The sequence below is a fragment of the Merdimonas faecis genome (assembly GCF_001754075.1).
In the GTDB taxonomy this organism is placed as follows: domain Bacteria; phylum Bacillota; class Clostridia; order Lachnospirales; family Lachnospiraceae; genus Merdimonas; species Merdimonas faecis.
In genome coordinates, this window is the sequence record NZ_MIEH01000015.1 from 64,192 (window position 1) to 90,440 (window position 26,249).

General features: G+C 48.5%; 26 protein-coding genes. 23 read left to right on the plus strand and 3 right to left on the minus strand.

The window, feature by feature from the left end; genetic code table 11:
• The first annotated feature begins 20 nt into the window (after window positions 1–20).
• The 22 genes from BKD12_RS07050 to atpC all read left to right on the plus strand — a co-directional run bounded on the left by BKD12_RS07050 (window position 21) and on the right by atpC (window position 22,244).
• A complete protein-coding gene (locus BKD12_RS07050; protein ID WP_070088609.1) occupies window positions 21–1,166 on the plus strand; it encodes a DUF7601 domain-containing protein in 1,146 nt (381 codons plus the stop codon).
• A gap of 18 nt (window positions 1,167–1,184) precedes the next feature.
• Window positions 1,185–2,099, plus strand: a complete 915-nt coding sequence (gene srtB, locus BKD12_RS07055) for a class B sortase (protein WP_070088610.1) — start codon at window positions 1,185–1,187, stop codon at window positions 2,097–2,099.
• Window positions 2,100–2,119: 20 nt separating this feature from the next.
• Window positions 2,120–2,767 (plus strand): Spy0128 family protein, encoded by a 648-nt coding sequence (locus BKD12_RS07060; RefSeq protein ID WP_141736935.1) that lies wholly within the window; start codon window positions 2,120–2,122, stop codon window positions 2,765–2,767.
• A 64-nt stretch (window positions 2,768–2,831) separates the two neighbouring features.
• Complete coding sequence (locus BKD12_RS16450; RefSeq protein ID WP_242872733.1) at window positions 2,832–3,797, plus strand: transcriptional regulator; 966 nt, start codon at window positions 2,832–2,834, stop codon at window positions 3,795–3,797.
• Window positions 3,798–4,012: 215 nt separating this feature from the next.
• Complete coding sequence (locus tag BKD12_RS07070; RefSeq protein WP_070088612.1) at window positions 4,013–4,564, plus strand: helix-turn-helix domain-containing protein; 552 nt, start codon at window positions 4,013–4,015, stop codon at window positions 4,562–4,564.
• 52 nt (window positions 4,565–4,616) lie between these two features.
• Window positions 4,617–6,665: a hydantoinase/oxoprolinase family protein gene (locus BKD12_RS07075; protein ID WP_070088613.1), complete on the plus strand. Its 2,049-nt coding sequence runs from the start codon at window positions 4,617–4,619 to the stop codon at window positions 6,663–6,665.
• Window positions 6,665–8,404, plus strand: coding sequence for a hydantoinase B/oxoprolinase family protein (locus BKD12_RS07080; protein ID WP_070088614.1), 1,740 nt, complete (start codon window positions 6,665–6,667; stop codon window positions 8,402–8,404). The genes BKD12_RS07075 and BKD12_RS07080 overlap by 1 nt, the downstream gene beginning before the upstream one ends.
• Entirely contained in the window at window positions 8,401–8,733 is a 333-nt protein-coding gene (locus tag BKD12_RS07085; protein WP_070088615.1) for a cupin domain-containing protein, read from the plus strand. The genes BKD12_RS07080 and BKD12_RS07085 overlap by 4 nt, the downstream gene beginning before the upstream one ends.
• A gap of 144 nt (window positions 8,734–8,877) precedes the next feature.
• Window positions 8,878–10,011, plus strand: coding sequence for an aldo/keto reductase (locus BKD12_RS07090; RefSeq protein WP_070088616.1), 1,134 nt, complete (start codon window positions 8,878–8,880; stop codon window positions 10,009–10,011).
• A 153-nt stretch (window positions 10,012–10,164) separates the two neighbouring features.
• Window positions 10,165–12,354 carry an anaerobic ribonucleoside-triphosphate reductase gene (gene nrdD / locus BKD12_RS07095; RefSeq protein ID WP_070088617.1) on the plus strand — a complete coding sequence of 730 codons (2,190 nt, stop codon included), beginning with the start codon at window positions 10,165–10,167 and terminating at the stop codon, window positions 12,352–12,354.
• A 125-nt stretch (window positions 12,355–12,479) separates the two neighbouring features.
• A complete protein-coding gene (gene nrdG, locus BKD12_RS07100; protein WP_070088618.1) occupies window positions 12,480–13,007 on the plus strand; it encodes an anaerobic ribonucleoside-triphosphate reductase activating protein in 528 nt (175 codons plus the stop codon).
• The gene (locus tag BKD12_RS07105) at window positions 12,991–13,824 is read left to right on the plus strand and encodes a purine-nucleoside phosphorylase (protein WP_070088619.1); all 834 of its coding nucleotides are present in this window, start codon (window positions 12,991–12,993) and stop codon (window positions 13,822–13,824) included. Before nrdG ends, BKD12_RS07105 begins: the two co-directional genes overlap by 17 nt.
• Before the next feature lie 2 nt (window positions 13,825–13,826).
• Window positions 13,827–15,137 carry an amidohydrolase gene (locus BKD12_RS07110; protein WP_176730933.1) on the plus strand — a complete coding sequence of 437 codons (1,311 nt, stop codon included), beginning with the start codon at window positions 13,827–13,829 and terminating at the stop codon, window positions 15,135–15,137.
• Between the two features lie 2 nt (window positions 15,138–15,139).
• The gene (locus tag BKD12_RS07115; protein ID WP_083262881.1) at window positions 15,140–15,616 is read left to right on the plus strand and encodes a DUF1648 domain-containing protein; all 477 of its coding nucleotides are present in this window, start codon (window positions 15,140–15,142) and stop codon (window positions 15,614–15,616) included.
• A gap of 371 nt (window positions 15,617–15,987) precedes the next feature.
• Entirely contained in the window at window positions 15,988–16,650 is a 663-nt protein-coding gene (locus BKD12_RS07120) for a F0F1 ATP synthase subunit A (RefSeq protein ID WP_070088665.1), read from the plus strand.
• A gap of 34 nt (window positions 16,651–16,684) precedes the next feature.
• The gene (gene atpE / locus BKD12_RS07125; protein ID WP_070088620.1) at window positions 16,685–16,912 is read left to right on the plus strand and encodes an ATP synthase F0 subunit C; all 228 of its coding nucleotides are present in this window, start codon (window positions 16,685–16,687) and stop codon (window positions 16,910–16,912) included.
• Between the two features lie 46 nt (window positions 16,913–16,958).
• Window positions 16,959–17,459 carry a F0F1 ATP synthase subunit B gene (atpF, locus tag BKD12_RS07130; RefSeq protein WP_070088621.1) on the plus strand — a complete coding sequence of 167 codons (501 nt, stop codon included), beginning with the start codon at window positions 16,959–16,961 and terminating at the stop codon, window positions 17,457–17,459.
• Window positions 17,440–17,973, plus strand: coding sequence for an ATP synthase F1 subunit delta (atpH, locus tag BKD12_RS07135; RefSeq protein WP_070088622.1), 534 nt, complete (start codon window positions 17,440–17,442; stop codon window positions 17,971–17,973). Before atpF ends, atpH begins: the two co-directional genes overlap by 20 nt.
• A 5-nt stretch (window positions 17,974–17,978) precedes the next feature.
• Window positions 17,979–19,484 (plus strand): F0F1 ATP synthase subunit alpha, encoded by a 1,506-nt coding sequence (gene atpA / locus BKD12_RS07140; protein WP_070088623.1) that lies wholly within the window; start codon window positions 17,979–17,981, stop codon window positions 19,482–19,484.
• Between the two features lie 12 nt (window positions 19,485–19,496).
• A complete protein-coding gene (gene atpG / locus BKD12_RS07145) occupies window positions 19,497–20,393 on the plus strand; it encodes an ATP synthase F1 subunit gamma (RefSeq protein ID WP_070088624.1) in 897 nt (298 codons plus the stop codon).
• A gap of 11 nt (window positions 20,394–20,404) precedes the next feature.
• Entirely contained in the window at window positions 20,405–21,799 is a 1,395-nt protein-coding gene (gene atpD / locus BKD12_RS07150; RefSeq protein ID WP_070088625.1) for a F0F1 ATP synthase subunit beta, read from the plus strand.
• A 28-nt stretch (window positions 21,800–21,827) separates the two neighbouring features.
• Window positions 21,828–22,244 (plus strand): ATP synthase F1 subunit epsilon, encoded by a 417-nt coding sequence (gene atpC / locus BKD12_RS07155; protein ID WP_070088626.1) that lies wholly within the window; start codon window positions 21,828–21,830, stop codon window positions 22,242–22,244.
• 138 nt (window positions 22,245–22,382) lie between these two features.
• Here atpC and BKD12_RS07160 read toward each other — a convergent pair whose 3' ends face one another.
• Both BKD12_RS07160 and BKD12_RS07165 read right to left on the minus strand, forming a co-directional pair.
• Window positions 22,383–22,577: a hypothetical protein gene (locus BKD12_RS07160; protein ID WP_070088627.1), complete on the minus strand. Its 195-nt coding sequence runs from the start codon at window positions 22,575–22,577 to the stop codon at window positions 22,383–22,385.
• 55 nt (window positions 22,578–22,632) lie between these two features.
• Complete coding sequence (locus tag BKD12_RS07165) at window positions 22,633–23,799, minus strand: IS91 family transposase (RefSeq protein ID WP_070088628.1); 1,167 nt, start codon at window positions 23,797–23,799, stop codon at window positions 22,633–22,635.
• 384 nt (window positions 23,800–24,183) lie between these two features.
• On the opposite strand from BKD12_RS07165, the gene BKD12_RS07170 reads away from it, so the two are divergent.
• Window positions 24,184–25,167, plus strand: a complete 984-nt coding sequence (locus BKD12_RS07170) for a PD-(D/E)XK nuclease family transposase (protein WP_070088629.1) — start codon at window positions 24,184–24,186, stop codon at window positions 25,165–25,167.
• A gap of 186 nt (window positions 25,168–25,353) precedes the next feature.
• On the opposite strand, the gene BKD12_RS07175 is transcribed toward BKD12_RS07170, so the two are convergent.
• Window positions 25,354–26,235 (minus strand): LysR family transcriptional regulator, encoded by an 882-nt coding sequence (locus BKD12_RS07175; protein WP_070088630.1) that lies wholly within the window; start codon window positions 26,233–26,235, stop codon window positions 25,354–25,356.
• Between the last annotated feature and the right edge of the window lie 14 nt (window positions 26,236–26,249).

Here is a 26,249-nt window from a genome sequence, read left to right on the forward strand (position 1 = left end):
AGAAATTAAGGAGGAAGAACATGAAACTTAGAAGAAAAATGCTGGGTGTATTATTAGCCGGCACAATGGTTATGGGAATGGGCGCGACAGCGATGGCACAAGAACCGCAGCCACAGGAAGGAACAGAAGCAAATCCTGCTAAGGCATCGGTTACAAAGGAGCTGCAGTTCGCAGAAGGAGTAGAAACACCGGATGTAGATTTTACCTTTGACTTTACAGCAGATACCTTTGAAGGAAGCACTGCGCTTCCGACAGGAACTCCAAATCTGGATACGACGATTTCTTATGATGGAACAGAGCCAGGGTCTACGAGTGATGGGCTTACAACAGTAGTGAAGGAAACTGGAAATATTTTTGCGGGCAAAACTTTCCCGGCGGCAGGCGTTTATGAGTATTCCGTTGTCGAGACAGCTACCGGAGTAGAAGGGATGGATGATTCTCAGGCTGAATACACAATGAAGGTTTATGTAAAAAATGGCGTAGATGGCACTTATGTTTACAGTGTAACCGTAAACCAGGATAAAAATGACGAAGGCGAGACAGGCACTGGTAAAGTTGATCCGGAGCAGCCAGAGACTCCGGGAATCGGAAATGGTTTCAGATTTGTGAATGTTTATACAGAACAGGGAGGAAATCCGGATGATCCTGATGCAAAAGCATTGACTATCAGCAAAACGGTAGCAGGAGAATATGGTGATCATACAAAAGACTTTACGTTTAGCGTTACCCTTACAAGGGCCGCAACAGCCAGCGATGAAAGCTATACAGGATACGTAGGTGATGAAAGCTATACATTTGAACCGGGGACAGCAAAAGAAGTAACGCTGAAGCATGGGGAATCTCTTACCTTCGACAGCCTTCCGGTCGGAACGAAGTATACGGTTGTTGAGACCGGAACAGCGAAATACACTGGATCAGCAGTTGTAACAGAGGGAGAAGATGTAACAAATGTAAATGATGCGCAGGAGGGAGCAAACCTCACTGTCTCTGATAAGTTGGTAAAAGCAGGGGCGAACAACAGCACTGCCGTAACCAATACATACGATGATGCAAGTGTAACCCCGACTGGTATCATTATCAATAACCTTCCATTCATTCTTCTCATTGTCGCAGCGGCAGCGGGAATCGCGCTTTATGCAGTGAGCAGAAGAAGATTTAACCGTTAATCGAAGTGATCATGACAGATGTATTCTGAAAGGAAAGGCCCGTCCGGGGGACGGACGGGCCGAAGAATTGTCAGGCTGGTAAACAGCGCTCTGGATACGGTGATGCTCCTGGTATTCCTGCTCTTTCTTGCGTTTGGGTGTTATGCCTTATGGGATACCCGGCAGGTGGAAAGGGAGGCGCAGAGTGAGTTTTATACAAAATACCGGCCGACAGAGGAAGACACCCGCTCCTTTGAAGATTTTCAGAGACTGAACCCGGAGGTTTTTGGATGGCTTAATGTTTACGGAACCAACATTGATTATCCGCTGGTACAGGGAGAGGATAATGATAAGTATCTCAACACTGCCGCGGATGGCAGTTATTCGCTGTCGGGTTCGTTGTTTCTGGATTATCGGAACAGCCGGGACATGTCGGATTTTAACAGTATCATCTATGGCCACCACATGAAGGATGAAGTCATGTTCGGTGAGCTTGGTTATTTTAAGGAGAAAGATTATTTCGACCGGCACAGATACGGACAGATTTTCTATGGCGGGAAATATTACGGACTTGATTTTTTCGCATTTCTGGAAGTGGACGCCTATAATTCGGATATTTATGATCCGGGAGCAGCAGAGGGGACTGAGGAGGCTTATCTGGAACTGCTACGCCAAAATGCAATGTACTGGCGGAATGTAGCTGTGACGGATAGTGACAGGATTGTACTTCTTAGTACCTGTACATCGGATATTACGAACGGACGCCACATCCTGGCAGGAATTTTGACGGATGAAGTGCCGGAGGATCCATTTCAGGAAACGGATGACGATCGTGGGCAAGGAATTTCCAGGCCGGAGCAGAATAGCCGGATGATCCTGGCGCTTTTGACAGCGGCGCTGATCGTCATGGTCATAACTCTGGTAATCTTAATCCGAAAGAGAAGAGAAAAGTGAAGGGAGGGAACAAGCGGGATATGAAACAACGAGTGAAATGGAAAGCGGCAGGGATTTTGCTTTCGTTTGCAGTGCTGCTTGCTGCGGCAGTTCCGGCACAGGCGGCAGGAGAGCAGGTGAAAGCTTCGATACCTGTGGCGCAGAAGTTTTCGGTCAGTGGGGGAGATGATTCCGTAAACAGTGAATTTACCTATCAGCTTACCCCTCTGGAGAAAGAGAATCCGATGCCGGAAGGAAGCGCGCAGGGGATGTGGAGCTTTCAGATGGTTGGAAATATAGAAACAGAGACAAAAGCGATCACGTTTGATCATGCCGGGGTATACGCATATCAGCTACGGATGGCAGAAGAGGCAGAGCAGGAAGGATATTTCTTTGATGAAGAAGTATACAAAGCTACGTTTTTTGTGAGAAATACGCAGACGGGACTTGCGGCGGAGCTGATCCTTCAGAACAGCGCCGGTGAAAAAGTTTCCAGCGCTGTATTTGAAAACGGCTATGAGTATAAAACCGGGACAGGCGGCAGCGGTGATCAGGAAAAGGCATCCACGGTAAAGACGGGGGATCCGGTTCAGGCACTTCCGTTTTTCCTGGCAGCAGGAGCTCTGGCAGTGATAGTGCTCGTAACAGTATATAAAAAGAGAAGTTCGGATTCTGGAAAAATGAACTAATAGAAGCGCTGATATACAGATGGAGTATCCGGCTGTAAGTCAGCGCTTTTAATCTGGCGCGGAAATGGGTCAAAGAAAAGAGGTAGGACACTTGGGTGGGAAATGCGATCTGACAGGCAGAAAATTTGGAAAACTGACTGTGGTGGAAAAAACGGGAGAAACACAGGAACACTACAGGGTATGGCGGTGCAGATGCGATTGCGGGGAGGAGATTCTGGTTAACACGAAGCGGTTAAAAAACGGAACTGTAACAAACTGCGGATGTATTCCTAAAGCGACTGCAAGAAGAGGACGGACTGCAGAAGATTTAAGCGGCCGCAGGTTTGGCTCGCTGACTGTTTTATATAGAGTAGAGAATAGAAATGGAAGAACCTGTTGGATGTGCAGATGTGACTGTGGAAAGAAAAAGACTGTGACAGCCAGAGATCTGAAAGCAGGGAAAGTAAAGAGCTGTGGATGCCGTACGCATGATGGAGAGGGCAATAGGGTAGACTTGTCGGGAAAGTTATTTGGAAGGTTGACAGCAGTAGAGCCAATAGCAAGAAGAGACCGAAAAGGCTCGATATACTGGCGGTGTGTCTGCAGCTGTGGGAATGAAACGGAGGTTACCGAGGATTGTCTTGTGCAGGGAAATGTTATGAGCTGCGGATGTCTGAAGAGAGAAAACCAGAAGCGGATTAGCGGCAGGCTTCACCGGGTTGACGGAACCTGTGTGGAAATATTGGAGAAGCGAAAATACCGTAAAGATAATTCCAGTGGTTTTCGGGGTGTGTTCAAAACGAAAGAAGGAAAATACCGGGTAAATATCGGGTTTAAAAGGCAAAGGTTTTATCTTGGGAGTTATACAGAATATCAAGAAGCGGTAAAAGCAAGGATGGATGCGGAAAAGGTGATCCATGACGGCTTTTTGAAAGCTTATTATGAGTGGAAAAGGAAAGCGGAGCAAAATCCGGAATGGGCCAAAGAACATAAACTAAAGTTTGATGTTGTAAAAGAAAATGGAAAACTGATAGTCATAGAGCAGTCGTGATTTTAGAACACAGAAATGTCAGGGGAAACAGAGCGTTCTCTGACATTTTTTTAATATATTGAAATATGCATCTAAAAAGTCAGAAAACAATAACTTAACACTTGAATTTTCTGTGCTAAAGCGGTAAAATAATTACAGTATCACTGTAATTATTTTATAATGAATGAAAAAATTAGTCATATAAATATAAAAACACAAGAATAAGAGGGAGATAAATGGAGTCAGTCAGCAATAGAATACGAAAAATACGCAGAGCAAATAATATTACATTAAAGGAGTTAAGTGAGAGGACAGATCTGTCGGTCAGCTTCTTGTCTCAGTTTGAGAGGGGCGTTTCATCAATTACGCTGGTATCTCTGAAGAAGATCGCTGAGGCGTTAAATATTACGATGAGGGAGCTTTTTGATGATGGACCGGAACCTGACGGTCGTTTTGTACATCGGGAGAGCGATGGAACAGGAATCATGGGGCTGGAGAAAAAGTATGCGGGCTACGAGCGCCTGAGCGGCAGGTTTGAAGGGCGAAAGCTGGAAAGCCTCCTGCTCCGCATGGAGCCTTTGAGGAGTGATTTTGAACCCTGTACCCATGAAGGCGAGGAGTTTATCTATATATTGGAGGGAACGGCAAAATTTACCGTTGATGGAAAGGAGTATGTGGTTACCGAAGGAGAATCTATTCATTATCCTTCTACGCTGCTGCATAGTATTGTGAACATAGAAAACCGGGAACTGGTTTTTTTATGTATAGTAACACCGACTATATTTTAGTACGTGATTGCTGTATAGGCGGAGAACTGAAAGAAGGAAAGGTGGGATCATATTGCGAGTTGCGACAGACATTGGCGGAACATTTACTGACCTGGTGGCAGTGGACGACCAGGGGAAGACGATTTTGACAAAGAGTCATACGACGCCGCCGAACTTTGAAGAAGGCGTGATCAAGGTCATTCAAAAGAGCGGTGTATGTCCGCAGGAGATCAAAGACTTTATCCACGGGACGACGACGATCATCAATGCGCTGACAGAGCGGAAAGGAGCAAAGACGGCACTGATCACCACAAAGGGATTCCGGGATGTGCTGGAGATCGCCAGATGCAACCGGCCGGATCTCTTTAACATGGTATTTGCAAAGCCAAGACCGTTTATACCCCGCTACCTCAGGAAGGAGGTTGAAGAGCGGGTCAGCTTTGACGGGAAGATCGTAACACCTCTGAACGAGGACGATATCAGGACGGCAGTAGAGTATTTTAAGAAAGAGAAGGTAGAGGCTATTGCTGTTTGCTATATAAACTCTTATGCAAATGACGAGCATGAGAAGCGTACGGTGGAATTGATCCGAAAGCTCTGGCCGGAGGTCTTTGTCACATCATCCATAGAAGTGACGAAAGAGTGGAGAGAATATGAACGGACGTCTACGATTGCTCTGAATTCTTATGTCACGCCGGTAGCGTCCTCCTACATAGATAATCTGGACCGGAGGCTTAAGGAAGCCGGATGTCACGCCAAGGAATACATTATGCAGTCCAACGGAGGGACGACTACCTTTGAACAGGCAAAGCAGACGCCGATCAATATGGTGGAGTCCGGCCCGGTAGCGGGCGTGTATGGCTCCGCGATCCTGGGAAAGATGATCGGGGAGCGTAATATCATCGCATTTGACGTGGGCGGGACCACGGCGAAGTGTTCCCTTATCGACAGCGGGGAAGTAAAGGTGACGACAGAATATCGGATCGAACGGACGGAAAGCTACGCCGGATATCCGATCATGGCCCCTGTAGTGGACATTGTGGAGATCGGAAACGGCGGTGGTTCCATCGCCTGGATCGATGAGGCCGGCTCTCTGAAGGTAGGGCCGCAGTCGGCAGGAGCGGTTCCGGGGCCCGTGGCTTACGGTATCGGCGGAACAGAGCCGACCACCACAGACGCATGTCTGGTGACGGGACGACTGTCAGCGGAAAATTTTGATAATCAGGTTGATATGGATGCGGTTCGTGCGGCCATTCAGGAAAAAGTAGGAGATGCCTTTGGAATGGATACAGACGAGGCAGCCATGAGTATCCTCAGGGTGGCGGAGGCCAATATGTATAATGCGCTGAAGCTGATCTCTGTAAGAAGAGGCTACGACCCAAGAGACTTTACTATGGTAGCCTTTGGCGGCGGCGGACCCATGCACTGTGCATATCTTGCAAAGGAACTGAATATACGCAAGGTTATCGTTCCGATCGCGGCTCCGGTATTCTCTGCATGGGGAATGTTGATGACGGATGTGCGGCATGACTATATCCAGACAAACATTCGCAGGATGAATGAAGTCAGTGCAGAGGAACTGAATGATATGTGGGAGGGCCTTCTTTCCCAGGCACAGGAGCAGTTTGAAAAAGAAGACATCCCGAAAGAAAATATTGTCTGCAATTACATTGCGGATATGCGGTATATGGGCCAGGAACACACTGTGAAGGTGAATGTACCGCCGATTCCGTGGAGTGAGGAGACGAAGGAAGAGATCATCCAGAGATTTCATGACACCCATGAGCATTTTTATACATTCCGCCTTACAGATACTCCGACAGAGATCGTAAACCTGCATCTGGTGGCGTACGGCCGTCTGACAAAGCCGGAACTGGCGAAGATTCCGCCGCAGGAGGGCCCTGTAGAAAATGCGAAAAAAGAAATCCGGAAAGTTTATTTTGCAGAGGACGGCTGGATGGATACCCCGGTTTATTTAAGAGAGAAACTGGGAAGAGGAGCGGTACTTGACGGCCCTGTGATCGTAGAAGAAGCGGCTGCATCTGCGGTGGCGGCAAAGGGACAGCGCATCACGGTGGACGATTACGGAAATCTGATCATTGAAACGGAGGTGCAGGAGTGATGGCAGAAGTAAAAGTAAGTCCGGTAACACTGGACATTGTAAAGGATTCCCTGATCGCTGTCAGCAATGAGGTGTTTTATGCGTTTGCCCGGACGTCTATGAGCCCCATCATCTATGAAACGCTGGACTATGCCAGTGGAATCGCGGATGTAAATGGCAAGCTGCTGACACAGGGAAACGGTGCCTGTGGATTTATCGGGCTGATTGCGCCGATGATCCAGGAAATTATTCAGAAATACGGAAAAGAAAACCTGCATCCCGGGGATGTGTACCTGATCAATGATCCTTACATGGGAGGCGGTACGCATCTGTCAGATATCGGGATGGTCATGCCGGTATTTTATCAGGATGAGCTGATTGCGTTTATCGGGAATAAAGCCCATTGGTCAGACGTGGGAGGCATGGCGGCAGGATCCTTCACAACAGACTCCTCGGACGCATTCCAGGAGGGATTAAGGTTCTCGGGAGTCAGGCTTCTGGACCGTGGAGAAATCTGCCAGCCGCTACTGGAGATGATCAAAAGCAATGTCCGGTTCCCGGAGACCTCCGAGGGTGACATGTGGGGACAGATCGCATCCCTTAGAACCGGCTACCGAAGGATTGGGGAGCTGTGTGACAAATACACGGTAGATGTGGTAAAGGAATCGATGAAGCGTCTTCTGGCCCAGGGAGAAAAGATTGCCCGCAAGAGGATTGCGGAGCTGCCAAGGGGAACCTGGGAGATGGAAGAGTATATGGACGATGACGGCTACGGAAATCTGGTGAAGCTAAAAGTGAAGCTTACCATTACGGAAGATGAATTTATCGCTGACTTTACAGGGAGCAGCCCTCAGGTGGCAAGTCCGATCAACACGGGATACAGTTCCCTGTGTGCTGGTGTAAAAGTAATCTATATGTCAATCTTAGGACCGGAGCTGGCAGTAAACGATGGTGTGTTTGAGCCTATGCGTATCTTTGCGGAGGATGGCTCTGTACTCAGATGCCATGCGCCGGCACCCACATCCTGCTATTTTGAGAGTATGATCTATTCTTCGGATGTGGTATGGCGGGCTCTGGCCCCGGTATTTCCGGAGATGCTGGGAGCCGGACATATGCTGTCGGTGTGCTCGGTAGTCCTTGCGGGAACAAAGCAGGGAAGCGGCGAACCCTTCCTGATCGTGGAGCCTACCGGCGGAGGCTGGGGAGCAAGCGCTGGAAAAGACGGCGAAGTAGGACAGTTCTGTGTTGGTGATGGAGAGACCTATAATGTTCCGGTGGAGATGGCGGAAAACCGGTATGGGATCATGGTGGATGAGTATAGTCTGCATACGGACGGCGCCGGTGCCGGGGAATACCGGGGAGGAAGCGGCGCGGTGCGTTCCTACCGGGCCATGACGGACGGGCAGCTTTTTACGGCATCCTTTGGACGGAATAAGTTTCCTGCCTGGGGAGCGGCCGGAGGAAAAGACGGCTCCTACAACTATTTTGAATTCCATGATGCAGATGGCACGGTAGAAGGCCCGATGGGGATCACGGCCAGACGTGTCATGAACAGGGGCGACGTGGTGCGTATGGTGACCTGTACCGGCGGAGGATATGGAAATCCTCTGAAAAGAGCGCCGGAGCGCGTAGCCTGGGACGTAAAGAACGAATACATTTCTTTAGAACAGGCTGAAAAGGATTATGGTGTAATTGTGGATCCGGAAACATTTGAGGTCAGAGGCTTTACCGAAGAGCGAAGGCAGGTGATGGATGTATGATCGTCAGAAAGAAAGAAGAAGTGCCGGTACATGTACGGGCGGATCATGTAGAGATGACGGATTTTTTCGGAGAGGCATGCCAGACGGACGGCAAAGTGTCTATGGGGTATGCAGTGTTCCCGCCGGGAACAGTAGTGCCTCCTGCCTCCCATACCGGGGATGAATATTCTTACATTATATCCGGAAGAGTCAAGTGCGAGAGCAATGGGAAGGTTCATGAAATGGCGGCGGGGGATGCTTCCTTTATCCCCGCCGGCGAGATGCATAAAAGCATGAATGATTCCGGGGAAAATGCAACCCTTGTGTGGATGCTGATCGAGAAAGGTTAAAATGATATTGGCGGACGCCGTGGCCGGAAGGCTGCGGCGTTTTTCTATGATGATAGTTAAAAAGAATCGTTCATGATACTTCACAAGTATTCGACAACGCCGGCAAAAATTATTATAATAGAATCATTGGAAGGAGGAGACATTATGATTTACAGAGATTTTCAGGATATGAAGCTTTCAGCCCTTGGACTGGGCACCATGCGTCTGCCGGTCATCGACGGAGACGATGCAAAGATTGATGAAAAGGCGGCGGCGGAGCTGATCGATTATGCCATGGAACAGGGCATTAATTATTATGATACGGCCTGGGGCTACCACAACGGCAATTCAGAGCTGGTAGTGGGTCGTGCGCTGAAAAAGCACCCGAGAGAGAAATTTTATCTGGCCAGCAAGTTCCCGGGGTATGACCTTTCAAACATGGATAAGGTGAAGGAGATTTTCGAGAAACAGCTGGAGAAATGCCAGGTAGAATACTTTGATTTCTATCTGTTCCACAATGTATGTGAGATGAATATTGATGATTATCTGGACGAGAGCCATGGCATTTATGATTATCTGATGGAGCAGAAGAAAAACGGACGGATCCGTCATCTTGGATTTTCTGCCCACGGCGGAATGGAAGTCATGAAGCGTTTTCTGGAAAAATACGGAAAAGATATGGAATTCTGTCAGCTTCAGATCAATTATCTGGACTGGAAGTTCCAGCAGGCAAAGGAAAAGGTGGAGCTTTTGAAGGAATATGATATTCCGGTGTGGGTCATGGAACCGCTGCGGGGCGGAAAGCTTGCTGTGGTGGGCGAGGAATATGAGAAGGAATTAAAGGGACTCCGTCCGGAGGAAGGTGTTCCGGCGTGGGCGTTCCGCTTTTTGCAGTCGCTGCCGGAGGTTAAGGTGATCCTGTCTGGCATGTCCAGCATGGAACAGTTAAAGGATAATATCCATACCTTTGAAGAGGATCATCCGTTAAATGAAAAGGAGATGGAAGCAATCCTTCATATTGCGGACAGGATGCTGGAGAAAAACACGGTGCCCTGCACGGCCTGCCACTACTGTACAAGCCATTGCCCTCAGGAACTGGATATTCCGGAGCTGTTAAAACTGTATAATGAGCATAACTTTACCGGAGGCGGTTTTATCGCACCTATGGTTCTGGGCGGATATCCGGAGGATAAGCGTCCGGGCGCCTGCGTTGGGTGCAGAAGCTGTGAAGCTGTCTGTCCGCAGCAGATCAAAATTTCTGAAGTGATGTCAGATTTTGCGGGCAAGCTGGCTTTGTAAAAAGAAATAGAGACCGTTTCCTATTGTTAAAAAAATATTAAAAAATACCCCCTTTTCTTTTCTGGTGTTTTAGTGTATGATGATACCTGTACAATATCTAGTGTTTGAGAAATTTATATATCGCAATATTTGGTAGAAAGGAAAAGGGGATACATGAACTTAGACGTAAAGACTAAAGTAATCAAGAGAAATGGGGAAGAGGTTTCCTTTGATATTTCCAAGATCGTCAATGCGATCACAAAAGCAAATGCAGAGGTGGACAGAATCCATCAGATGAACGAATATCAGATCGTGGCGATTGCCGAGAAGATTGCTGAAATGGTGATGGAGTCCAGACACGCGGTGAATGTGGAGGACATCCAGGATCTGGTGGAAACCAGCATCATGGAGATGAGAGGCTACGAGGTGGCGCAGAAATATGTGCGGTATCGTTATAAAAGAGAACTGGCCAGAAAGTCCAATACCACAGACAACGGGATCCTGGCGCTGATCGAGCACATCAATGAAGAAGTAAATCAGGAAAATTCCAATAAAAATCCGGTGATCAACTCTACGCAGAGGGATTACATGGCCGGAGAGGTCAGCAAGGATCTGTCCAGACGTGTGCTTTTGCCGGAGGAGATCGTGGAAGCGCATGAGAAGGGAATCATTCATTTCCATGATTCGGATTATTTTGCACAGAAAGAACACAACTGTGATCTGATCAACCTGGAGGATATGCTGCAGAATGGCACTGTGATCAGCGAAACGCTGATTGAGAAGCCGCACAGCTTCTTCACAGCCTGCAACGTAACCACCCAGATCGTGGCGCAGGTAGCCAGCAACCAGTACGGAGGTCAGTCCTTTACACTGGCGCATCTGGCGCCGTTTGTAGATATCAGCCGTCAGAAGATCAAGAAAAACGTGATTGCTGAAAGAAAAGAGTGTGGAGAGTCCCTGGATGAAGAGATCATCAGGAAGGTGACGGAGAAGCGCCTGAAAGACGAGATCAAAAGCGGTATCCAGACGATCCAGTACCAGCTGATCACGCTGATGACCTGTAACGGACAGGCGCCGTTTGTAACGGTGTTCATGTACCTGGACGAAGTGCCGGAAGGGCAGACCAGAGACGACCTGGCAATGATCATCGAAGAGGTGATGATCCAGAGGATGCAGGGTGTCAAAAATGAAAAGGGCGTGTGGATCACACCGGCGTTCCCGAAGCTGATCTACGTGCTGGACGAGGATAATATTACCGAGGATGCTCCGTACTGGCATCTGACGGAGCTGGCGGCAAAATGTACCGCTAAGCGGATGGTTCCGGATTATATTTCCGCAAAGATCATGAAAGAGCTGAAGCAGGGAGAGGTATATCCGTGTATGGGATGCCGTTCCTTCCTGACGGTAGAAGATTCTCAGAGAAATGCTGACGGAAGCCACAAGTTCTATGGAAGATTTAACCAGGGCGTAGTTACCATCAATCTGGTGGATGTGGCGTGCTCCGCGGAAGGAGACATGGAGCGCTTCTGGAAGATCCTGGATGAGAGACTGGAGCTGTGCCACCGGGCGCTGCGCTGCAGACATGAAAGACTTCTGGGAACCATTTCAGACGTGGCGCCGATCCTGTGGCAGTATGGCGCGCTGGCAAGACTGAAGAAGGGCGAGAAGATCGACCGGCTTCTTTACAATGGCTATTCCACCATTTCTCTTGGCTATGCGGGGCTTTACGAGATGTGCGTGCGGATGCTGGGCAAATCCCACACCGATCCGGAAGCGAGACCGTTTGCAATGCAGGTTATGCAGCGGCTTAATGATAAATGCAAAGAGTGGAAAGAGGCAGAGAACATCAGTTATTCCGTATACGGAACTCCGATGGAGTCCACCACTTATAAATTTGCAAAATGCCTGCAGAAACGGTTTGGCATCATTGAAGGTGTGACAGACAAGAATTATATTACCAATAGCTATCATGTACACGTGGCGGAAGAGATTGACGCTTTCCATAAGCTGTCCTTTGAGGCGGAGTTCCAGAAGCTGTCGCCGGGCGGAGCTATCAGCTATATCGAGGTTCCGAACATGCAGAACAATCTGCCGGCAGTGCTTTCTGTAATGCAGTATATCTACGACCACATCATGTATGCGGAGCTGAATACCAAGAGTGATTATTGCGAGTGCTGCGGATATGACGGAGAGATCCTGATCAAGGAGGACGAATCCGGCAAGCTGATCTGGGAGTGCCCGAACTGCGGCAACCACGATCAGGATAAGATGTTTGTGGCAAGAAGAACCTGCGGTTATATCGGAACCCAGTTCTGGAACCAGGGAAGGACCCAGGAGATCAAGGACCGGGTACTGCATTTATAAAACAGTATTTGTAAAAAGTAAGGCGCTTAAGTCTTTGAAAGACTTGGCGCCTTTGTTATACTAAAGACAGGAAATGCGGAGCGATCCGCGGCAGTCATAAAAACAGTCAGTTGGGAGAATGGTTTATGAATTATGGGGAAATCAAAAAATATGATATTGCAAATGGGGAGGGGGTCCGGGTCTCCCTGTTTGTATCCGGGTGTACCCATCACTGTCCGGGGTGCTTTAACCAGGAGACCTGGGATTTTGGATTTGGGAAGCCTTATACCGAAGAGACAGAGCGGGAGATCCTGGAAGCTTTAGCGCCGGGCTATATCGCTGGTTTAAGCCTCCTTGGCGGCGAGCCTTTTGAGCCGGCCAACCAGGAGGTGCTGGTGGGGCTTCTGCGGAAATTTAAAGAACGATTTCCGAAAAAAACGGTATGGTGTTATACAGGGTATCTGTTTGACCGGGAGCTTTTGGAAGAAAGCCGGGCCAGGTGCCGGTGGACGGACGAGATGCTTTCCATGATCGATGTACTGGTGGACGGAAGGTTTGTGGAGGCAAAAAAAGACATCACGTTACTGTTCCGCGGATCCTCAAATCAGCGGCTGATCAATGTGCAGGAGAGCTTAAGGAAGAAAGAGGTGGTATTGTATGAACCAGGTGTATGAAAAACTCATGCGGTGCTATGCATCAGTGCGGGAAAAGGTGGATTTTAAGCCCCGGGTAGCGCTGGTGCTGGGGTCGGGGCTTGGAAACTACGGAGAGCAGATCAAGATCTCTCAGGTGCTGGATTACCATGAGATCGAAGGCTTTCCGGTATCCACAGTGCCGGGGCACAAGGGGCGGTTTCTGTTCGGATATGTGGATGATGTGCCGGTGGTGGCTATGCAGGGGCGGGTTCATTATTATGAAGGATACCCGATGACGGACGTGGTACTGCCGATTCGCCTGATGAAGCTTCTGGGAGCCGGGATCCTGTTCCTGACCAATGCGGCGGGCGGCGTGAATCCGGAGTTTTCAGCAGGAGATTTTATGCTGATCAAGGATCAGATCGCAAGCTTTGTACCCTCGCCCCTGATCGGAGCGAATCTGGAGGAGCTGGGGCCAAGGTTCTGTGATATGTCGGAGGTTTATGACAAGGATCTGCAGGAAATCATCCGAAAGACGGCTAAAGATCTTGGGATCCCTCTTCAGGAAGGTGTTTATATCCAGCTGACCGGCCCGAATTTTGAGACGCCGGCAGAGGTTAAGATGTGCAGGGCTCTGGGGGCGGATGCGGTAGGAATGAGTACGGCTTGTGAAGGCATTGCGGCGAACCATATGGGGATGAAGATCTGCGGGATCTCCTGCATTTCAAATCTGGCCTGCGGGCTTACGGACCAGCCGCTTTCTCATCAGGAGGTACAGGAGACGGCGGACCGGGTAGCGCCGCTGTTTGAAAAGCTGGTAACGGCATCAATCGTCAATATGGCAAAGGGGGAGTAGCCTTGAATATACGGTTTTACAACGCAAGGATCCTGACTATGGCGGACGAGGCGGACCGGATGAAGATCACGGAAGGAGAACTTCATGTATGCGGGAACCGGATCGCTTACGTAGGCAGCGGTGTCAGCGGCGCCTGTGCCGGTGAAAAGGCAGGCTGGGACAGGGAGATCGATGCATGCGGGAATCTGCTGATGCCGGGTTTTAAAAATGCACATACCCATTCCGGCATGACGTTCCTTCGCTCCTATGCAGATGACCTGCCGCTGCAGTCATGGCTTACGGAGCAGGTGTTTCCTATGGAGGCAAAGCTTGACGGGGAAGATATTTATCTGTTGTCGAAGCTTGCGATCCTGGAATATCTGACTGGAGGGATCACGGCGAATTTTGACATGTACCTGACGCCGGACACGATTGCCAGGGCGTCGGAAGACTACGGGTTTCGGACAGTGCTGTGCGGGGCGGTCAATGATTTTACCCAGTCGGCGGAAGAGCTGGAGGAATGGTACCTGAAGTATCGGGAGGAGAAGGAGCTGGGAGGGCTTATCAGTTTCCGCTTGGGATTCCATGCAGAGTATACCACTTCGGAGCCGCTGCTCCGGAAGATTGCAGAGCTGGCGTGGAAGCTTCAGGCTCCGGTATATACCCATAATTCCGAGACCCGTACGGAGGTGGAGCAGTGTATTGCCCGGACCGGGATGACGCCTACGGCATATCTGGACAGTCTTGGGATGTTTGAGTATGGCGGCGGAGGCTTTCACTGTGTGCACATGACAGAAGAGGATCTGAGGATATTCCAGAAGAGAGGGCTGTCGGTGGTGACAAACCCCGGCTCCAATACCAAGCTTGCCAGCGGGATCGCACCGATCCGGAGAATGATGGAGCTTGGGATCAATATTGGCATCGGGACCGACGGACCGGCCAGCAACAACTGCCTGGATATGTTTCGGGAAATGTTCCTGACCACCGGACTTGCAAAGCTAAGAGAGAAGGATGCGGCTGTGGTGGATGCGGGCCAGGTGCTTTACATGGCGACGGCAGGCGGGGCGAAGGCCTGCGGACTTAACGAATGTGATGCGCTTGCGGAAGGGAAGCTGGCGGATCTGATCATGATCGATCTGCATCAGCCAAATATGCAACCCTTAAATAACATTGCGAAAAACCTGGTGTACAGCGGGAGCAAGCAGAATGTAAAGCTTACCATGGTAAACGGGCGTATTCTATATGAAAACGGAGAGTTCTTTGTTGGGGAGGATCCGGAATATATTTATGAAAAAGCAAATCAGATCATCCGGCGCTGCAGAGAGGAGGCATAAAGATGGAGACTGTCGTGAAAATAAGAAGCAATCTTGCGGATAAGATCATGCAGGGACTTGGTCTGGCGCTGATGGTGGGAGTGTCGCTGTATCTGATCATCGGCTGGTCTTCCTTTCCGGATAAAGTGCCGATGCACTACGGGGCGGCGGGAGAGATCGACCGCTGGGGAGGAAAAGGAGAGATACTTTTCCTGGTAGTGCTATGGTGGATCATGTATCTTGTGATCAGCGCAGTGGAAAGGTTTCCTCAGATCTGGAACACGGGCGTTAAGGTGACGGCCGCAAATCAGGCCAGGGTTTACCGTACACTGAAATACATGGTGGTTTCACTCAAGCTGATCGTAACCGCGGACTTTGCGTATATGATCGTAAACATCACCCTCTGCCGGCCGCTGGGAGGATGGTTCACCCCGGTATTCCTGGTGCTGGTCTTCGGAGATATGGCCTTCTGGATCATACGGCTGGTGCGGTGCCGGTAATGTGCGAAAGGGGACGTACACTTTTTGCAAAAGTGTACGTCCCCTTTCGCATTTCCCCCTGTCCCCCTTGAAAATATTTTTGTGGTTTTTGGAGAAAATAGACGAAAAATAGCGAAAATACTTGTGAAAACAGCCTGGAAAATTAGGGGAATTTACCATATGGAATCAGAATGTCGTCGTTATTCACAGAAGAGACGGGGGAATTAAGTGAAAAAATATTAAAATTGCATAAAAAATACGGAAAATAAAATGACAAAACCTCTTTGTTAAGAAATATTTTGGAGTTCTTGACTTTTCTTTCGATTAGCAGTAATGTTTAGAAAAACTTATTGAAGGAAGGGGATAGTACGGAAGAATTAACGAATGAGCTGTTGGAACAACTGACTTGCCAGACAGTCTTTGAAATTCCCATTTTTGGCGGGATTGCCGTGGATGAAGCGGTCGTTGTGACATGGATCATTATGGCGGTCCTGACGGTCCTTTCTATCGTTTTTGTGAGAAATCTGAAGGTGGAGAATCCGGGGAAGGTGCAGCTGGCACTGGAATCGGTAATCACATGGGGAAGCGATTTCTTTGAAGGGATTATCGGGAAGTCGAACAGACGCTATGTTCCGTGGCTGATGACGGTAGCCCTGTATCTTGCAGTGGCGAACCTGATCGGGCTTGCGGGCTTTAAGCCGCCGACCAAGGACTTGAATGTTACGGCGGCGCTGGCGATCATGAGTATGATCCTGATCGAATATTCCGGAATACACAAAAATGGACTGAAGCACTGGTGTGTGCATTTTGCCAAGCCGGTGCCGGTGGTCGCGCCGATTATGTTGATGGAGATAGTTATCCGTCCGTTGTCGCTGTGCATGCGTCTTTTTGGAAATATGCTGGGCGGATTTGTGGTCATGGAACTGGTAAAAGCGGTGGTGCCTTTCCTGGTGCCGATCCCGTTAAGCTTTTATTTTGACATTTTCGACGGCTTATTACAGGCATATGTATTTGTGTTCCTGACAGCATTATTTATGAATGAAGAAATGGAATAATCAAAAGAGAGAAAGAAAAGGAGATTAAACAATTATGACAGGTACAATTATTGCAATCGGAGCAGCAGTAGCAGTTTTGACAGGTATTGGAGCAGGTGTCGGTATCGGTATTGCCACAGCGAAAGCAGCAGATGCTATCGCAAGACAGCCGGAGGCAGAAGGAAAGATCAGCAAGACCCTGATTCTTGGATGTGCATTGGCAGAGGCAACAGCGATCTATGGATTTATTATTGCCATTTTGATCATCTTCTTCCTGCAGTAGGAGGATCCGAAAAAGCAGTTCGAAGGAGAAAGGCAGGTAAAAATAAGTGCTGAGAATAGATTTTAATCTGGTTCTTACCATGATCAATCTGGTCATCCTGTTTTTGATTCTGCGTAAATTTTTATTCCGCCCGATCATGAATATCATGGAAAAGCGGGAGGCGATGATCTCTGACGGCCTGAAGAATGCGGAAGACAGCCAGAACCAGGCGCTGGAGCTCAAGAGCCAGTACGAGGAGAAATTAAAGGGAGCAGGGGAGGAATCCTCTCAGATGATCGAACGCGCCCGGCAGGAAGCCAAGGCAGAGTATGACCGTATCCTGCAGGATGCGGGGGCAGAGGCCGACAGGCTGATGAAGAGTGCCAGAGAGACCGTGGATATAGAACGGGAACAGGCATTAAGAGATATGAAATCACAGGTCGCATCTCTTGCAATGGAAGCTGCAAGAAAGGTCCTGATGGATGAAGGTCCCGGCGCGGGCGGCCGGACAGCTTATGATCAATTTCTGAAAGAAGCAGGTGATCCGCATGACAGAACAGAAGAATAGGGCCGGCTACTGTTCGCTGGCGGCACTGCGTTATGCAGAGGTCCTGTATCAGTTGAAAGTGCCGGAGGAGGCTATCGGTGAGACAAAGAGGCTTTGGGAAGTTTCAGAGGAGCTTCCTGAGGTGCTTTCTAATCCGGCGGTTTCGAAGGAGCAGAAGCATGGGATCATTGACCGGATCTTTCCGAAGGAAATGAGAAGTTTTCTGAAGGTGCTGGTGGACCACGAAAAGGCCGGGATCCTGGAAGAAATCTTCCAGGGCTATGAAGAAAAAAAGCAGGCAGCAGAAGGTATCGTGACGGCAGTTTTACGCTATACGACATTGCCTTTAGAGGAGCAGAAGGAAAAAATGGAAGCATGGATCAAAAAGACGATGCATGCAGGAAAAGTCAGCTGGGTGCTGGAGGAAGATGCTTCTCTATTAGGCGGTTTTATTTTGTCTATAGGAGACAAGGAATATGACTATAGCGTGCAGGGACGTCTGAACCGGCTGGAAGAAAAATTAACCTGGAGGTGAGAGGATTGCGAGCAATCAGTTCGGATGAGATTATCTCTATAATAAAAGAAGAAATAAGTAACTATGACGAAGTCAGCCGGAATCAGGAGGTAGGAACAGTTGTCTCTGTCGGAGACGGTATCGCCACAATCTATGGTCTGGACCATGCAATGTATGGAGAGATCATTACCCTGGAAAACGGACTGAAGGGTATGGTTCAGGATATTAAGCAAAATGAGATCAGCTGCATCCTGTTCGGAGATGACAGCGGAATCACACAGGGAACGAAGGCTTCCCGTACAAAGAGGCGCGCGGGAATTCCGGTAGGAGAAGGATATATCGGAAGGATCGTGGATGCGCTGGGCTCTCCGATCGACGGACGGGGAGAAATTAAGGCGGAGGATTACAGCCCGGTAGAGCAGGAGGCTCCCGGCATCGTAGAGCGTAAATCTGTCAGTGTACCGCTGGAGACTGGTATTTTGTCTATTGATTCCATGTTCCCGATCGGACGGGGACAGCGTGAGCTGATTATTGGAGACAGGCAGACGGGAAAGACATCGATTGCGCTGGATACGATTCTGAATCAGAAGGGAAAAGATGTGATCTGTATCTATGTGGCAATCGGACAGAAGGCATCTACGGTGGCACAGCTGGTAAATACACTTCGTAAAAATGACGCACTGGATTACACGACGGTATTTTGCTCAACGGCCAGTGAGTGTGCGCCGCTGCAGTATATTGTTCCTTATTCGGCGACAGCCCTGGCAGAGTATTTTATGTATCAGGGGAAGGATGTCCTGATCATTTATGACGATCTGTCCAAACATGCGGTGGCGTATCGCGCGATTTCGCTGCTGCTGGGACGTTCTCCGGGACGTGAGGCTTATCCGGGAGATGTATTCTATCTGCATTCCAGACTTCTGGAGCGCAGCAGCCGTCTGAATGAAGAAGCGGGAGGCGGTTCGATCACGGCACTGCCGATTATTGAGACCCAGGCAGGAGACGTGTCAGCTTATATTCCGACCAACGTTATTTCTATTACTGACGGACAGATCTTCCTGGAAAGCAGCCTGTTCAATGCAGGTATGCGTCCGGCGGTCAACGTAGGACTTTCCGTATCCCGTGTGGGTGGGGCAGCGCAGACAAAAGCCATGAAAAAGGCCAGCGGAAGTATCCGTATCGATCTTGCACAGGCAAGAGAAATGGAATCGTTTACACAGTTTAGTTCTGACCTGGATGATGCGACCAGGGAACAGTTGAAATACGGAAGCGTGCTGACAGAACTTCTGAAGCAGCCGCTGGGACATCCCCTGTCTATGCATGAGCAGGTGATCACGCTGTGTGCGGCAACGCATAAGCTGATGATGGATGTGGAAACGTCCAAAGTCAAAGAGTTCCAGAAAGAGATGCTGGCATTTTTTGACCGGGAATATCCGCAGACCGGAGAAGCTCTGGAGAAAAAGAAAGTTCTGGATGACGAGCTGACAGAGCAGATCATTGATGCAGTGAAGAAATTTAAGGAAAGCAGATAAGCAGGTGTAACTATGGCAAATGCAAGAGAGCTGAAAGAAAGGATGGCCAGTATCCAGGAGACCAGAAAGATTACGAATGCCATGTATCTGATCTCCTCTTCGAAAATGAAGCAGGCCAGAAAAAAACTTGCGGATACGGAGCCCTTCTTTTTTGCAATGCAGGCAGAGATTTCCAGAATACTCCGGCATGTTCCGGATATGCACAGCCATTTCTTTGACATCAGGGAGAAAATCCCGGCGGAAGAGCGAAAGATCGGGTATATTGTTATTACTGCGGACAAGGGTCTGGCGGGCGCCTATAATCACAATGTGATCAAAAAGGCGGAGGAGATGCTGAAAGAACCCGGGAGCCACAAGATGTATGTGCTGGGCGAGCTGGGAAGGCAGTATTTTTCCAAGAAGAAGGATTTGGAGCTGGATACTTCATTTCGGTATACCGTGCAGAATCCGACGTTGTACCGGGCGCGTGTGATCGCGGAAGAAATGGTGTCTCTGTTTGAAGAGGGCGAGCTGGATGACGTTTATATCATTTATACAAAAATGGAAAACGCTATGCAGGCAAATACAGAGGTGATAAAGCTCCTGCCCCTGCACAGAGTGAGCTTTGCCCCCAAAAATATGCCGTCCCTGGCGGGAGTCTATCAGGAGGGAATGACTCTGTACCCATCAGCCCATAGTGTTATGGACAATATCGTACCGAACTATGCGGTAGGGATTATTTACGGGTGCCTGGTAGAATCTTACTGCAGCGAGCACAATGCCAGGATGCAGGCAATGCAGAATGCGACAGACAGTGCATCGGATATGCTGGATGAACTGACAATAACATATAACCGTGTGCGCCAGGCTGATATTACTCAGGAATTGACCGAGGTCATCGGCGGGGCGAATGCACAGAAAAGGAAGTGAGCAGGAACGTTATGACAAAGGGAAAAATCATACAGGTTATGGGACCTGTCGTGGACGTAGAGTTTCAGAGCAAAGAAGAGCTTCCGTTTATTAAGGATGCGCTGGAGGTAGACAACGGCGGAAAGCGCTGTGTAATGGAGGTTGCACAGCATGTTGGAAATAATGTGGCCCGTTGTATCATGCTGGCGTCCAGTGACGGGCTTTATAAGGGAATGGAAGTAACCGCAACAGGCGCCGGAATCAAGGTGCCGGTAGGAGAACAGACTTTGGGCCGTCTCTTTAACGTACTGGGAGAGACGATTGATGACAAAGAAAAAATCCCGGAGGACAGTGAACACTGGGTAATTCACCGGAAAGCGCCAAGCTTCGAGGAGCAGAGCCCGGCGGTAGAAGTACTGGAGACGGGGATCAAGGTTATTGATCTTCTGACTCCCTACGCTAAGGGAGGAAAGATTGGTCTGTTCGGAGGTGCGGGTGTTGGAAAAACCGTATTGATCCAGGAGCTGATCCATAATATTGCGACAGAGCATGGCGGATATTCTATCTTTACAGGTGTAGGAGAGCGTTCCCGTGAGGGAAATGACCTCTGGACCGAGATGAGTGAGTCTGGAGTCTTAAATAAAACGGCCCTGGTATTCGGACAGATGAACGAGCCGCCTGGAGCACGTATGCGTGTGGCGGAGACCGGACTTACGATGGCAGAGTATTTCCGTGATGAAGAGCATCAGAATGTGCTGCTCTTTATCGATAATATTTTCCGTTTCGTACAGGCTGGCTCAGAGGTGTCAGCGCTGCTTGGACGTATGCCTTCCGCAGTAGGATATCAGCCTACGCTGGCGAATGAAATGGGTGCGCTGCAGGAGCGTATCGCATCTACCCGGAAGGGTTCGGTTACTTCAGTGCAGGCAGTTTACGTGCCGGCCGATGACCTGACGGACCCGGCGCCGGCCACTACCTTCTCTCACCTGGATGCTACTACGGTTCTTTCCAGAAAGATCGTGGAGCAGGGTATTTATCCGGCGGTGGATCCGCTGGAGTCCACATCCAGGATCCTGGAGGCAGACGTGGTAGGAGAGGAACATTACCGGGTGGCAAGAAAGGTTCAGGAGATTCTGCAGAAATATAAAGAGCTGCAGGATATCATTGCGATCCTTGGTATGGAAGAGCTGTCAGATGAAGATAAAATGACGGTTAACCGTGCCAGAAAGGTGCAAAGATTCCTTTCCCAGCCGTTCTCAGTGGCAGAGGTATTTACAGGCACACCCGGAAAATATGTGCCGCTTGAGGAGACGATCCGTGGATTTGCGGCTATCATTGATGGTGAGATGGATGAGTATCCGGAGAGCGCATTCTTTAATGTGGGAACCATTGAAGATGTGAAGGAGAAGGCAAAAGCAAATGCTTAAGGCGCAGGTATAAGGAGTGCGGTAAGCTATGGAAACATTTTCGTTAAAGATCATATCCAGTGATAAAATATTTTATGAGGGCCCATGTCAGTATCTGACGGTTCCGGCTCCGGATGGGCAGAAGGGTGTTCTGCCCCACCATGAGAATATGGTGATTGCGGTGGATCCGGGAGAGCTTCATTTTAAAACACCTGACGGTGAGTGGGTGACGGCCGCGGTATCCATGGGGTTTGCGGAGATCATGAACAACCGTGTGTCGGTGCTGGTGAATACAGCGGAAAGACCGGAGGATATTGATGTGAAGCGGGCGGAAGAGGCCAAAGAAAGAGCGGAAGAACGCCTTCGTCAGAAGCAGAGCATCCAGGAGTATCATCTGTCCCAGGCATCACTTGCCCGGGCGATGGCAAGGCTAAAGGCGTCCAGGAATAAACATGGGGATATATAGGGAGGACAAGCGTCATATTTGGGCATGCTGCAGAAATGTGGCATGCCTTTTTTGCTTTATAGGAAAATGCATGATTGAGGAAATTTGAGAAAAAGAAAACCCGCTGAAAAGCGGGCATGGCAATTAGACGGTTCAGGGTCAGAAGATGTAAAAACCTTCCTCACCGAAATCGTCATCATCCAGATCATCAAATTCGTGTAAGAAATAATCCATGTCCAAAAGGTCGTCATCACTCATGTCGCGGACTTCATCAGAGGTCATGCCTTCTGGAGGATTTTTCATATACTGTTCCCGAAGTTCCTTTGCAAGTTCTGCCTCAGTGACTCGTTTCATATTGACCGTCTCCGTTTCTGTATCAGATATCTTGATTGTACCATGCAGCAGGAGACTATGGAAGAGAAGAAAAAGCGGCAGGGGATCGGCACCGGTGCTTTCGCATGGCCCTTTCATATAATTCGTGCAAAGGAACGGGTTTGTGGTTGAAATATAATTCAAGAAACAGCATGGGCGTACCGCAGGAAGGACATTTTAAAGGGTCATATCCGAAGGAAAGCAGGATGGAATCCCGCCAACGGTTAAAAGAAAGAAATATTTTATGCTTGTCCCTTGAGATAGCCCTGTGAAGATATCTGTCAGATTTACGATGTCTGGCATAAATCCCATAATAACGGATCATTTTGAAATGTTTTTCCGGGATATGCTGGGTGAGGCGTGCCATGAAATCAAGAACGGGGATGGTTTCCGTGACCAGCTTCCCGTCTTCATGGCGGTTGTAATGAAACGTAACAAATTCGCCGTCATAGGAGTCAATACGTGAAGTAGCGATAACTGGTCTGCCAAGGTAACGGCCAATGTATTTGATCACTTGGGAAGGATTACATTTATTGGGCATGGCTCGGACATAAAACCCATTTTTGTGGTCGGCATAGACAGAAGCCTTAAGCTTTTTAAAGGAATCGCCGATTTTGGAATGCAATTCGTTCAAAAGGGCGGTCTGAAAGGAGTCACGCAAGAGTTTGTAGTTGAAGTGTTTTTTATGACGCCAGCGAAGAGAATTCCCAACCCCGCCTTCAGAAACGAGACAATGGATATGGGGATTCCATTTCAGGTCCCTGCCAAAGGCATGAAGGACACAGATAAACCCAGGAGTAAAGAGTTCGGATTTGTTATCTTTATGGAACATACGAGAGACAACACTGTTAACGGAAGAGAAAAGGCTGTTTAAAAGAGAACGGTCAGATAAGAACAAAGGACGGAGTTCCCTGGCGATAGTGAAAACGCAATGGCGATGCTGGACATTGATGATCTTAAAAGACATAGAGGTAGTCCTGTCAATGGCATACATGTTGCCGCAGGAAGGACAGAAGCGGGAATGACAGCGGAAGGGGACAAATTTGAAATTTCGGCAGGAAGGGCAGGCATACATGGCGCCGCCAAAAGAGGGGTCGCCGCAATGGATCATTTTTTCTACATTTTCAATGACAGAGTCACGGGGATGTTGGATATAGAGCATTTCTTCAAAATGGTCTGTAAAAATTTTTTGTAGGATATTCATAAGACTATTATGAGGGAAAAAGACGCAAAAAGTAACCCCTAATCCCCTCAAGATTGAGGGGTAGGGGAGTTGAAGTGTCGAAGACACTTTTTTACGCTTGCGACAAGCCAAAGTCTGGGCTTGCCGAAGCCTTGGCGATTGCTTACAATTCCGGAATGTACCTTTTGTCTCTTCTGAGAAAAAGAAGTTGCCTGCCGTTTTTGTATGTGCTATAGTTAGCGTATCAATATCGGCGCTGTTCTGGCGTCGGAGCTTCTTCTCTACATAAAGCAAGAGAAGAATTCATTTAGCCGAAAGGCGTTCATTTTTTCGGAAGCTTCTGATCTGAAGCACGATACCCGTAAATGAAAAAGCGATTGAAAAAAGAATAAAGGAGGAGACGGAATGGCGAATATTCTGCAAAAGTATTTTCCAATGATACGTACAAGGGAGGAGGTGTGGCAGGAGATTTCCGAAAAAGAAAAACTTCTGGAGATTTACCAGCAGTGGAACAGAGAGCAGCAGGAGGAATTTTTGGAATTTTGCACCGGGAACAAGGGAATTAAGATTCTATATGACGCATTTTTCAAGGAAATTTTAAACCCGGAAAATGCTCCGGAAAGACTGGAAGAGTTTCTGTCCTTGATACTGGAGCAGAAAGTGAAGATTTTAAAGGTGTTGCCTAATGATACAGTGCGGATTGCAGATGAAAGCTCTCTGGTTATCATGGATATTGTGATAGAGATGGAAGATCACAGTATTGCAAATGTGGAGGTGCAGAAGATCGGGTATCTCTTCGCCGGGCAGAGAAGTGCCTGTTATTCGGCAGATCTGCTTTTGAGACAGTACAAACGAGTAAAAGGAGAGAAAGGAAAGACATTCAGTTACAGAGATATTAAGAAAGTCTATACAATAGTTTTATATGAAAAAAGCCCCAGAGAATTTAAAGATTTTCCTAAAGATTATATCCATCATTTTTCGCAGAAATCGGATACTGGCGTAGAGATGGAGCTCCTTCAGGAATACGTTTACATTCCGCTTGACGTATTTCGGGATATTGTGCACAATAAAGGTATCAGAAACAAGTTGGAAGCATGGCTCGAATTTCTTAGTACAGACAGCCCGGAGGAGATCGCAGAATTGGTGGAAGCCTACCCGGAGTTTAGGAAGCTGTATGCAGAGGTTTACGGCCTGTGCCTGAATGTGGAGAGGGTGATGGAAATGTTTTCAAAGGAACTGCAGGAGCTGGACCGCAATACAGTGCAGTATATGATCGATGAGATGCAGGAAGAAATTGATGAGCAGAGACGGAAACTGGATGAGAAGGAAGCGTTGATCCTGAGTCTTCAAGAGGAAATAAAGCAGTTGAAGCAGGAGCATGAAAAATAGCATTTAAATAGGACTGCTCTTGGGAGGAGTGCAGTCCTGAGGAAAAAGTTATGAAAAAGATTTTGTGTTCAATTTCTTGAACAATTATAGTATAGATAAAGTTTGTGATGATTCTGTGTTTAAAATAAGAAAAAATTGTAAACAAACTTTGAAAACTTAAGAACTTTTTCTGTGCATGTATGAAGATCACACATGGAAAAGCTCTTGGATAAGCCCAAGGAGAGCCTCCTCAAATAAGTGATCCTTTTTCCACACGATAGAGATTTCATGGCGGATATCCCAGCCGGGAAGAGGGATCCGGCGGATCGCACCACTTTTTAAGTCCTCCTTGACCGCAGTCTCATAGAGAAAAGTGATACCACAGCTGTTTTGCACCATATCTATAATGGTGTTCATATTACCGATGGTGGTAATGTGCCGAAAATTTTCAATACCAAGGTCATATTCGGCCAGGGCATCCTCCAGGATCCGGCGGGTGCCGGAGCCGGATTCCCGGACAAGAAGACGTTCCGAAGTCAGATCCAGAAGACTTCGGGGCGTCTTTTTGAATACATGCCGTTCCCCGCAGATGGGAATGAAGCGTTCGTTGACATAGGGGACATGACGGTATAAATGGCGGGGATAGTTCCCCTCCAGGATGGCAAAATCAATTTCGCCGGCATCCAGCTTTTGCAGGAGAAGCTCTGTATTTGCCACGGTCACGGAAAGATCCGAGTCCGGGTGGGCCGCCAGGAAATGGGACAGTGGCTCGGCGATCATGAACTCTCCCACGGTCAGAGTCGCACCAAAGTGGACGCGATATTTAAGATCTGTGATCGACATAAGTTGTTCTTTTAAGTACATTTCGTTGTTGTAGAGCGAAGTCAGGGAATCCCGGAGCAGGATTCCTGCTTCCGTAAGAAAGATCCGTTTTCCTTGGAAGCGGAAAGCCTGGACCTGGTAATAGTCCTCGATATACTGAATGTGCTGCGACACCGCGGGCTGGGAAATGTGAAGCTTCTGCGCCGCACGGGTAAAATTTAATTCATCACAAACAGTAAGAAATGTCAAAACACGATGATCAAGCATGGCTACCTCCTTCA

Excerpts from the sequence above, each read along its gene's own strand:
- BKD12_RS07050 (WP_070088609.1), top strand. The coding sequence starts at position 21 with ATGAAACTTAGAAGAAAAATGCTGGGTGTATTATTAGCCGGCACAATG.
- srtB (WP_070088610.1), top strand. The coding sequence starts at position 1,185 with ATGTATTCTGAAAGGAAAGGCCCGTCCGGGGGACGGACGGGCCGAAGA.
- BKD12_RS07060 (WP_141736935.1), top strand. The coding sequence starts at position 2,120 with ATGAAACAACGAGTGAAATGGAAAGCGGCAGGGATTTTGCTTTCGTTT.
- BKD12_RS16450 (WP_242872733.1), top strand. The coding sequence starts at position 2,832 with ATGGGTCAAAGAAAAGAGGTAGGACACTTGGGTGGGAAATGCGATCTG.
- BKD12_RS07070 (WP_070088612.1), top strand. The coding sequence starts at position 4,013 with ATGGAGTCAGTCAGCAATAGAATACGAAAAATACGCAGAGCAAATAAT.
- BKD12_RS07080 (WP_070088614.1), top strand. The coding sequence starts at position 6,665 with ATGGCAGAAGTAAAAGTAAGTCCGGTAACACTGGACATTGTAAAGGAT.
- BKD12_RS07085 (WP_070088615.1), top strand. The coding sequence starts at position 8,401 with ATGATCGTCAGAAAGAAAGAAGAAGTGCCGGTACATGTACGGGCGGAT.
- BKD12_RS07090 (WP_070088616.1), top strand. The coding sequence starts at position 8,878 with ATGATTTACAGAGATTTTCAGGATATGAAGCTTTCAGCCCTTGGACTG.
- nrdD (WP_070088617.1), top strand. The coding sequence starts at position 10,165 with ATGAACTTAGACGTAAAGACTAAAGTAATCAAGAGAAATGGGGAAGAG.
- nrdG (WP_070088618.1), top strand. The coding sequence starts at position 12,480 with ATGAATTATGGGGAAATCAAAAAATATGATATTGCAAATGGGGAGGGG.
- BKD12_RS07105 (WP_070088619.1), top strand. The coding sequence starts at position 12,991 with ATGAACCAGGTGTATGAAAAACTCATGCGGTGCTATGCATCAGTGCGG.
- BKD12_RS07115 (WP_083262881.1), top strand. The coding sequence starts at position 15,140 with ATGGAGACTGTCGTGAAAATAAGAAGCAATCTTGCGGATAAGATCATG.
- atpE (WP_070088620.1), top strand. The coding sequence starts at position 16,685 with ATGACAGGTACAATTATTGCAATCGGAGCAGCAGTAGCAGTTTTGACA.
- atpH (WP_070088622.1), top strand. The coding sequence starts at position 17,440 with ATGACAGAACAGAAGAATAGGGCCGGCTACTGTTCGCTGGCGGCACTG.
- atpG (WP_070088624.1), top strand. The coding sequence starts at position 19,497 with ATGGCAAATGCAAGAGAGCTGAAAGAAAGGATGGCCAGTATCCAGGAG.
- atpD (WP_070088625.1), top strand. The coding sequence starts at position 20,405 with ATGACAAAGGGAAAAATCATACAGGTTATGGGACCTGTCGTGGACGTA.
- atpC (WP_070088626.1), top strand. The coding sequence starts at position 21,828 with ATGGAAACATTTTCGTTAAAGATCATATCCAGTGATAAAATATTTTAT.
- BKD12_RS07160 (WP_070088627.1), bottom strand. The coding sequence starts at position 22,577 with ATGAAACGAGTCACTGAGGCAGAACTTGCAAAGGAACTTCGGGAACAG.
- BKD12_RS07165 (WP_070088628.1), bottom strand. The coding sequence starts at position 23,799 with ATGAATATCCTACAAAAAATTTTTACAGACCATTTTGAAGAAATGCTC.
- BKD12_RS07170 (WP_070088629.1), top strand. The coding sequence starts at position 24,184 with ATGGCGAATATTCTGCAAAAGTATTTTCCAATGATACGTACAAGGGAG.
- BKD12_RS07175 (WP_070088630.1), bottom strand. The coding sequence starts at position 26,235 with ATGCTTGATCATCGTGTTTTGACATTTCTTACTGTTTGTGATGAATTA.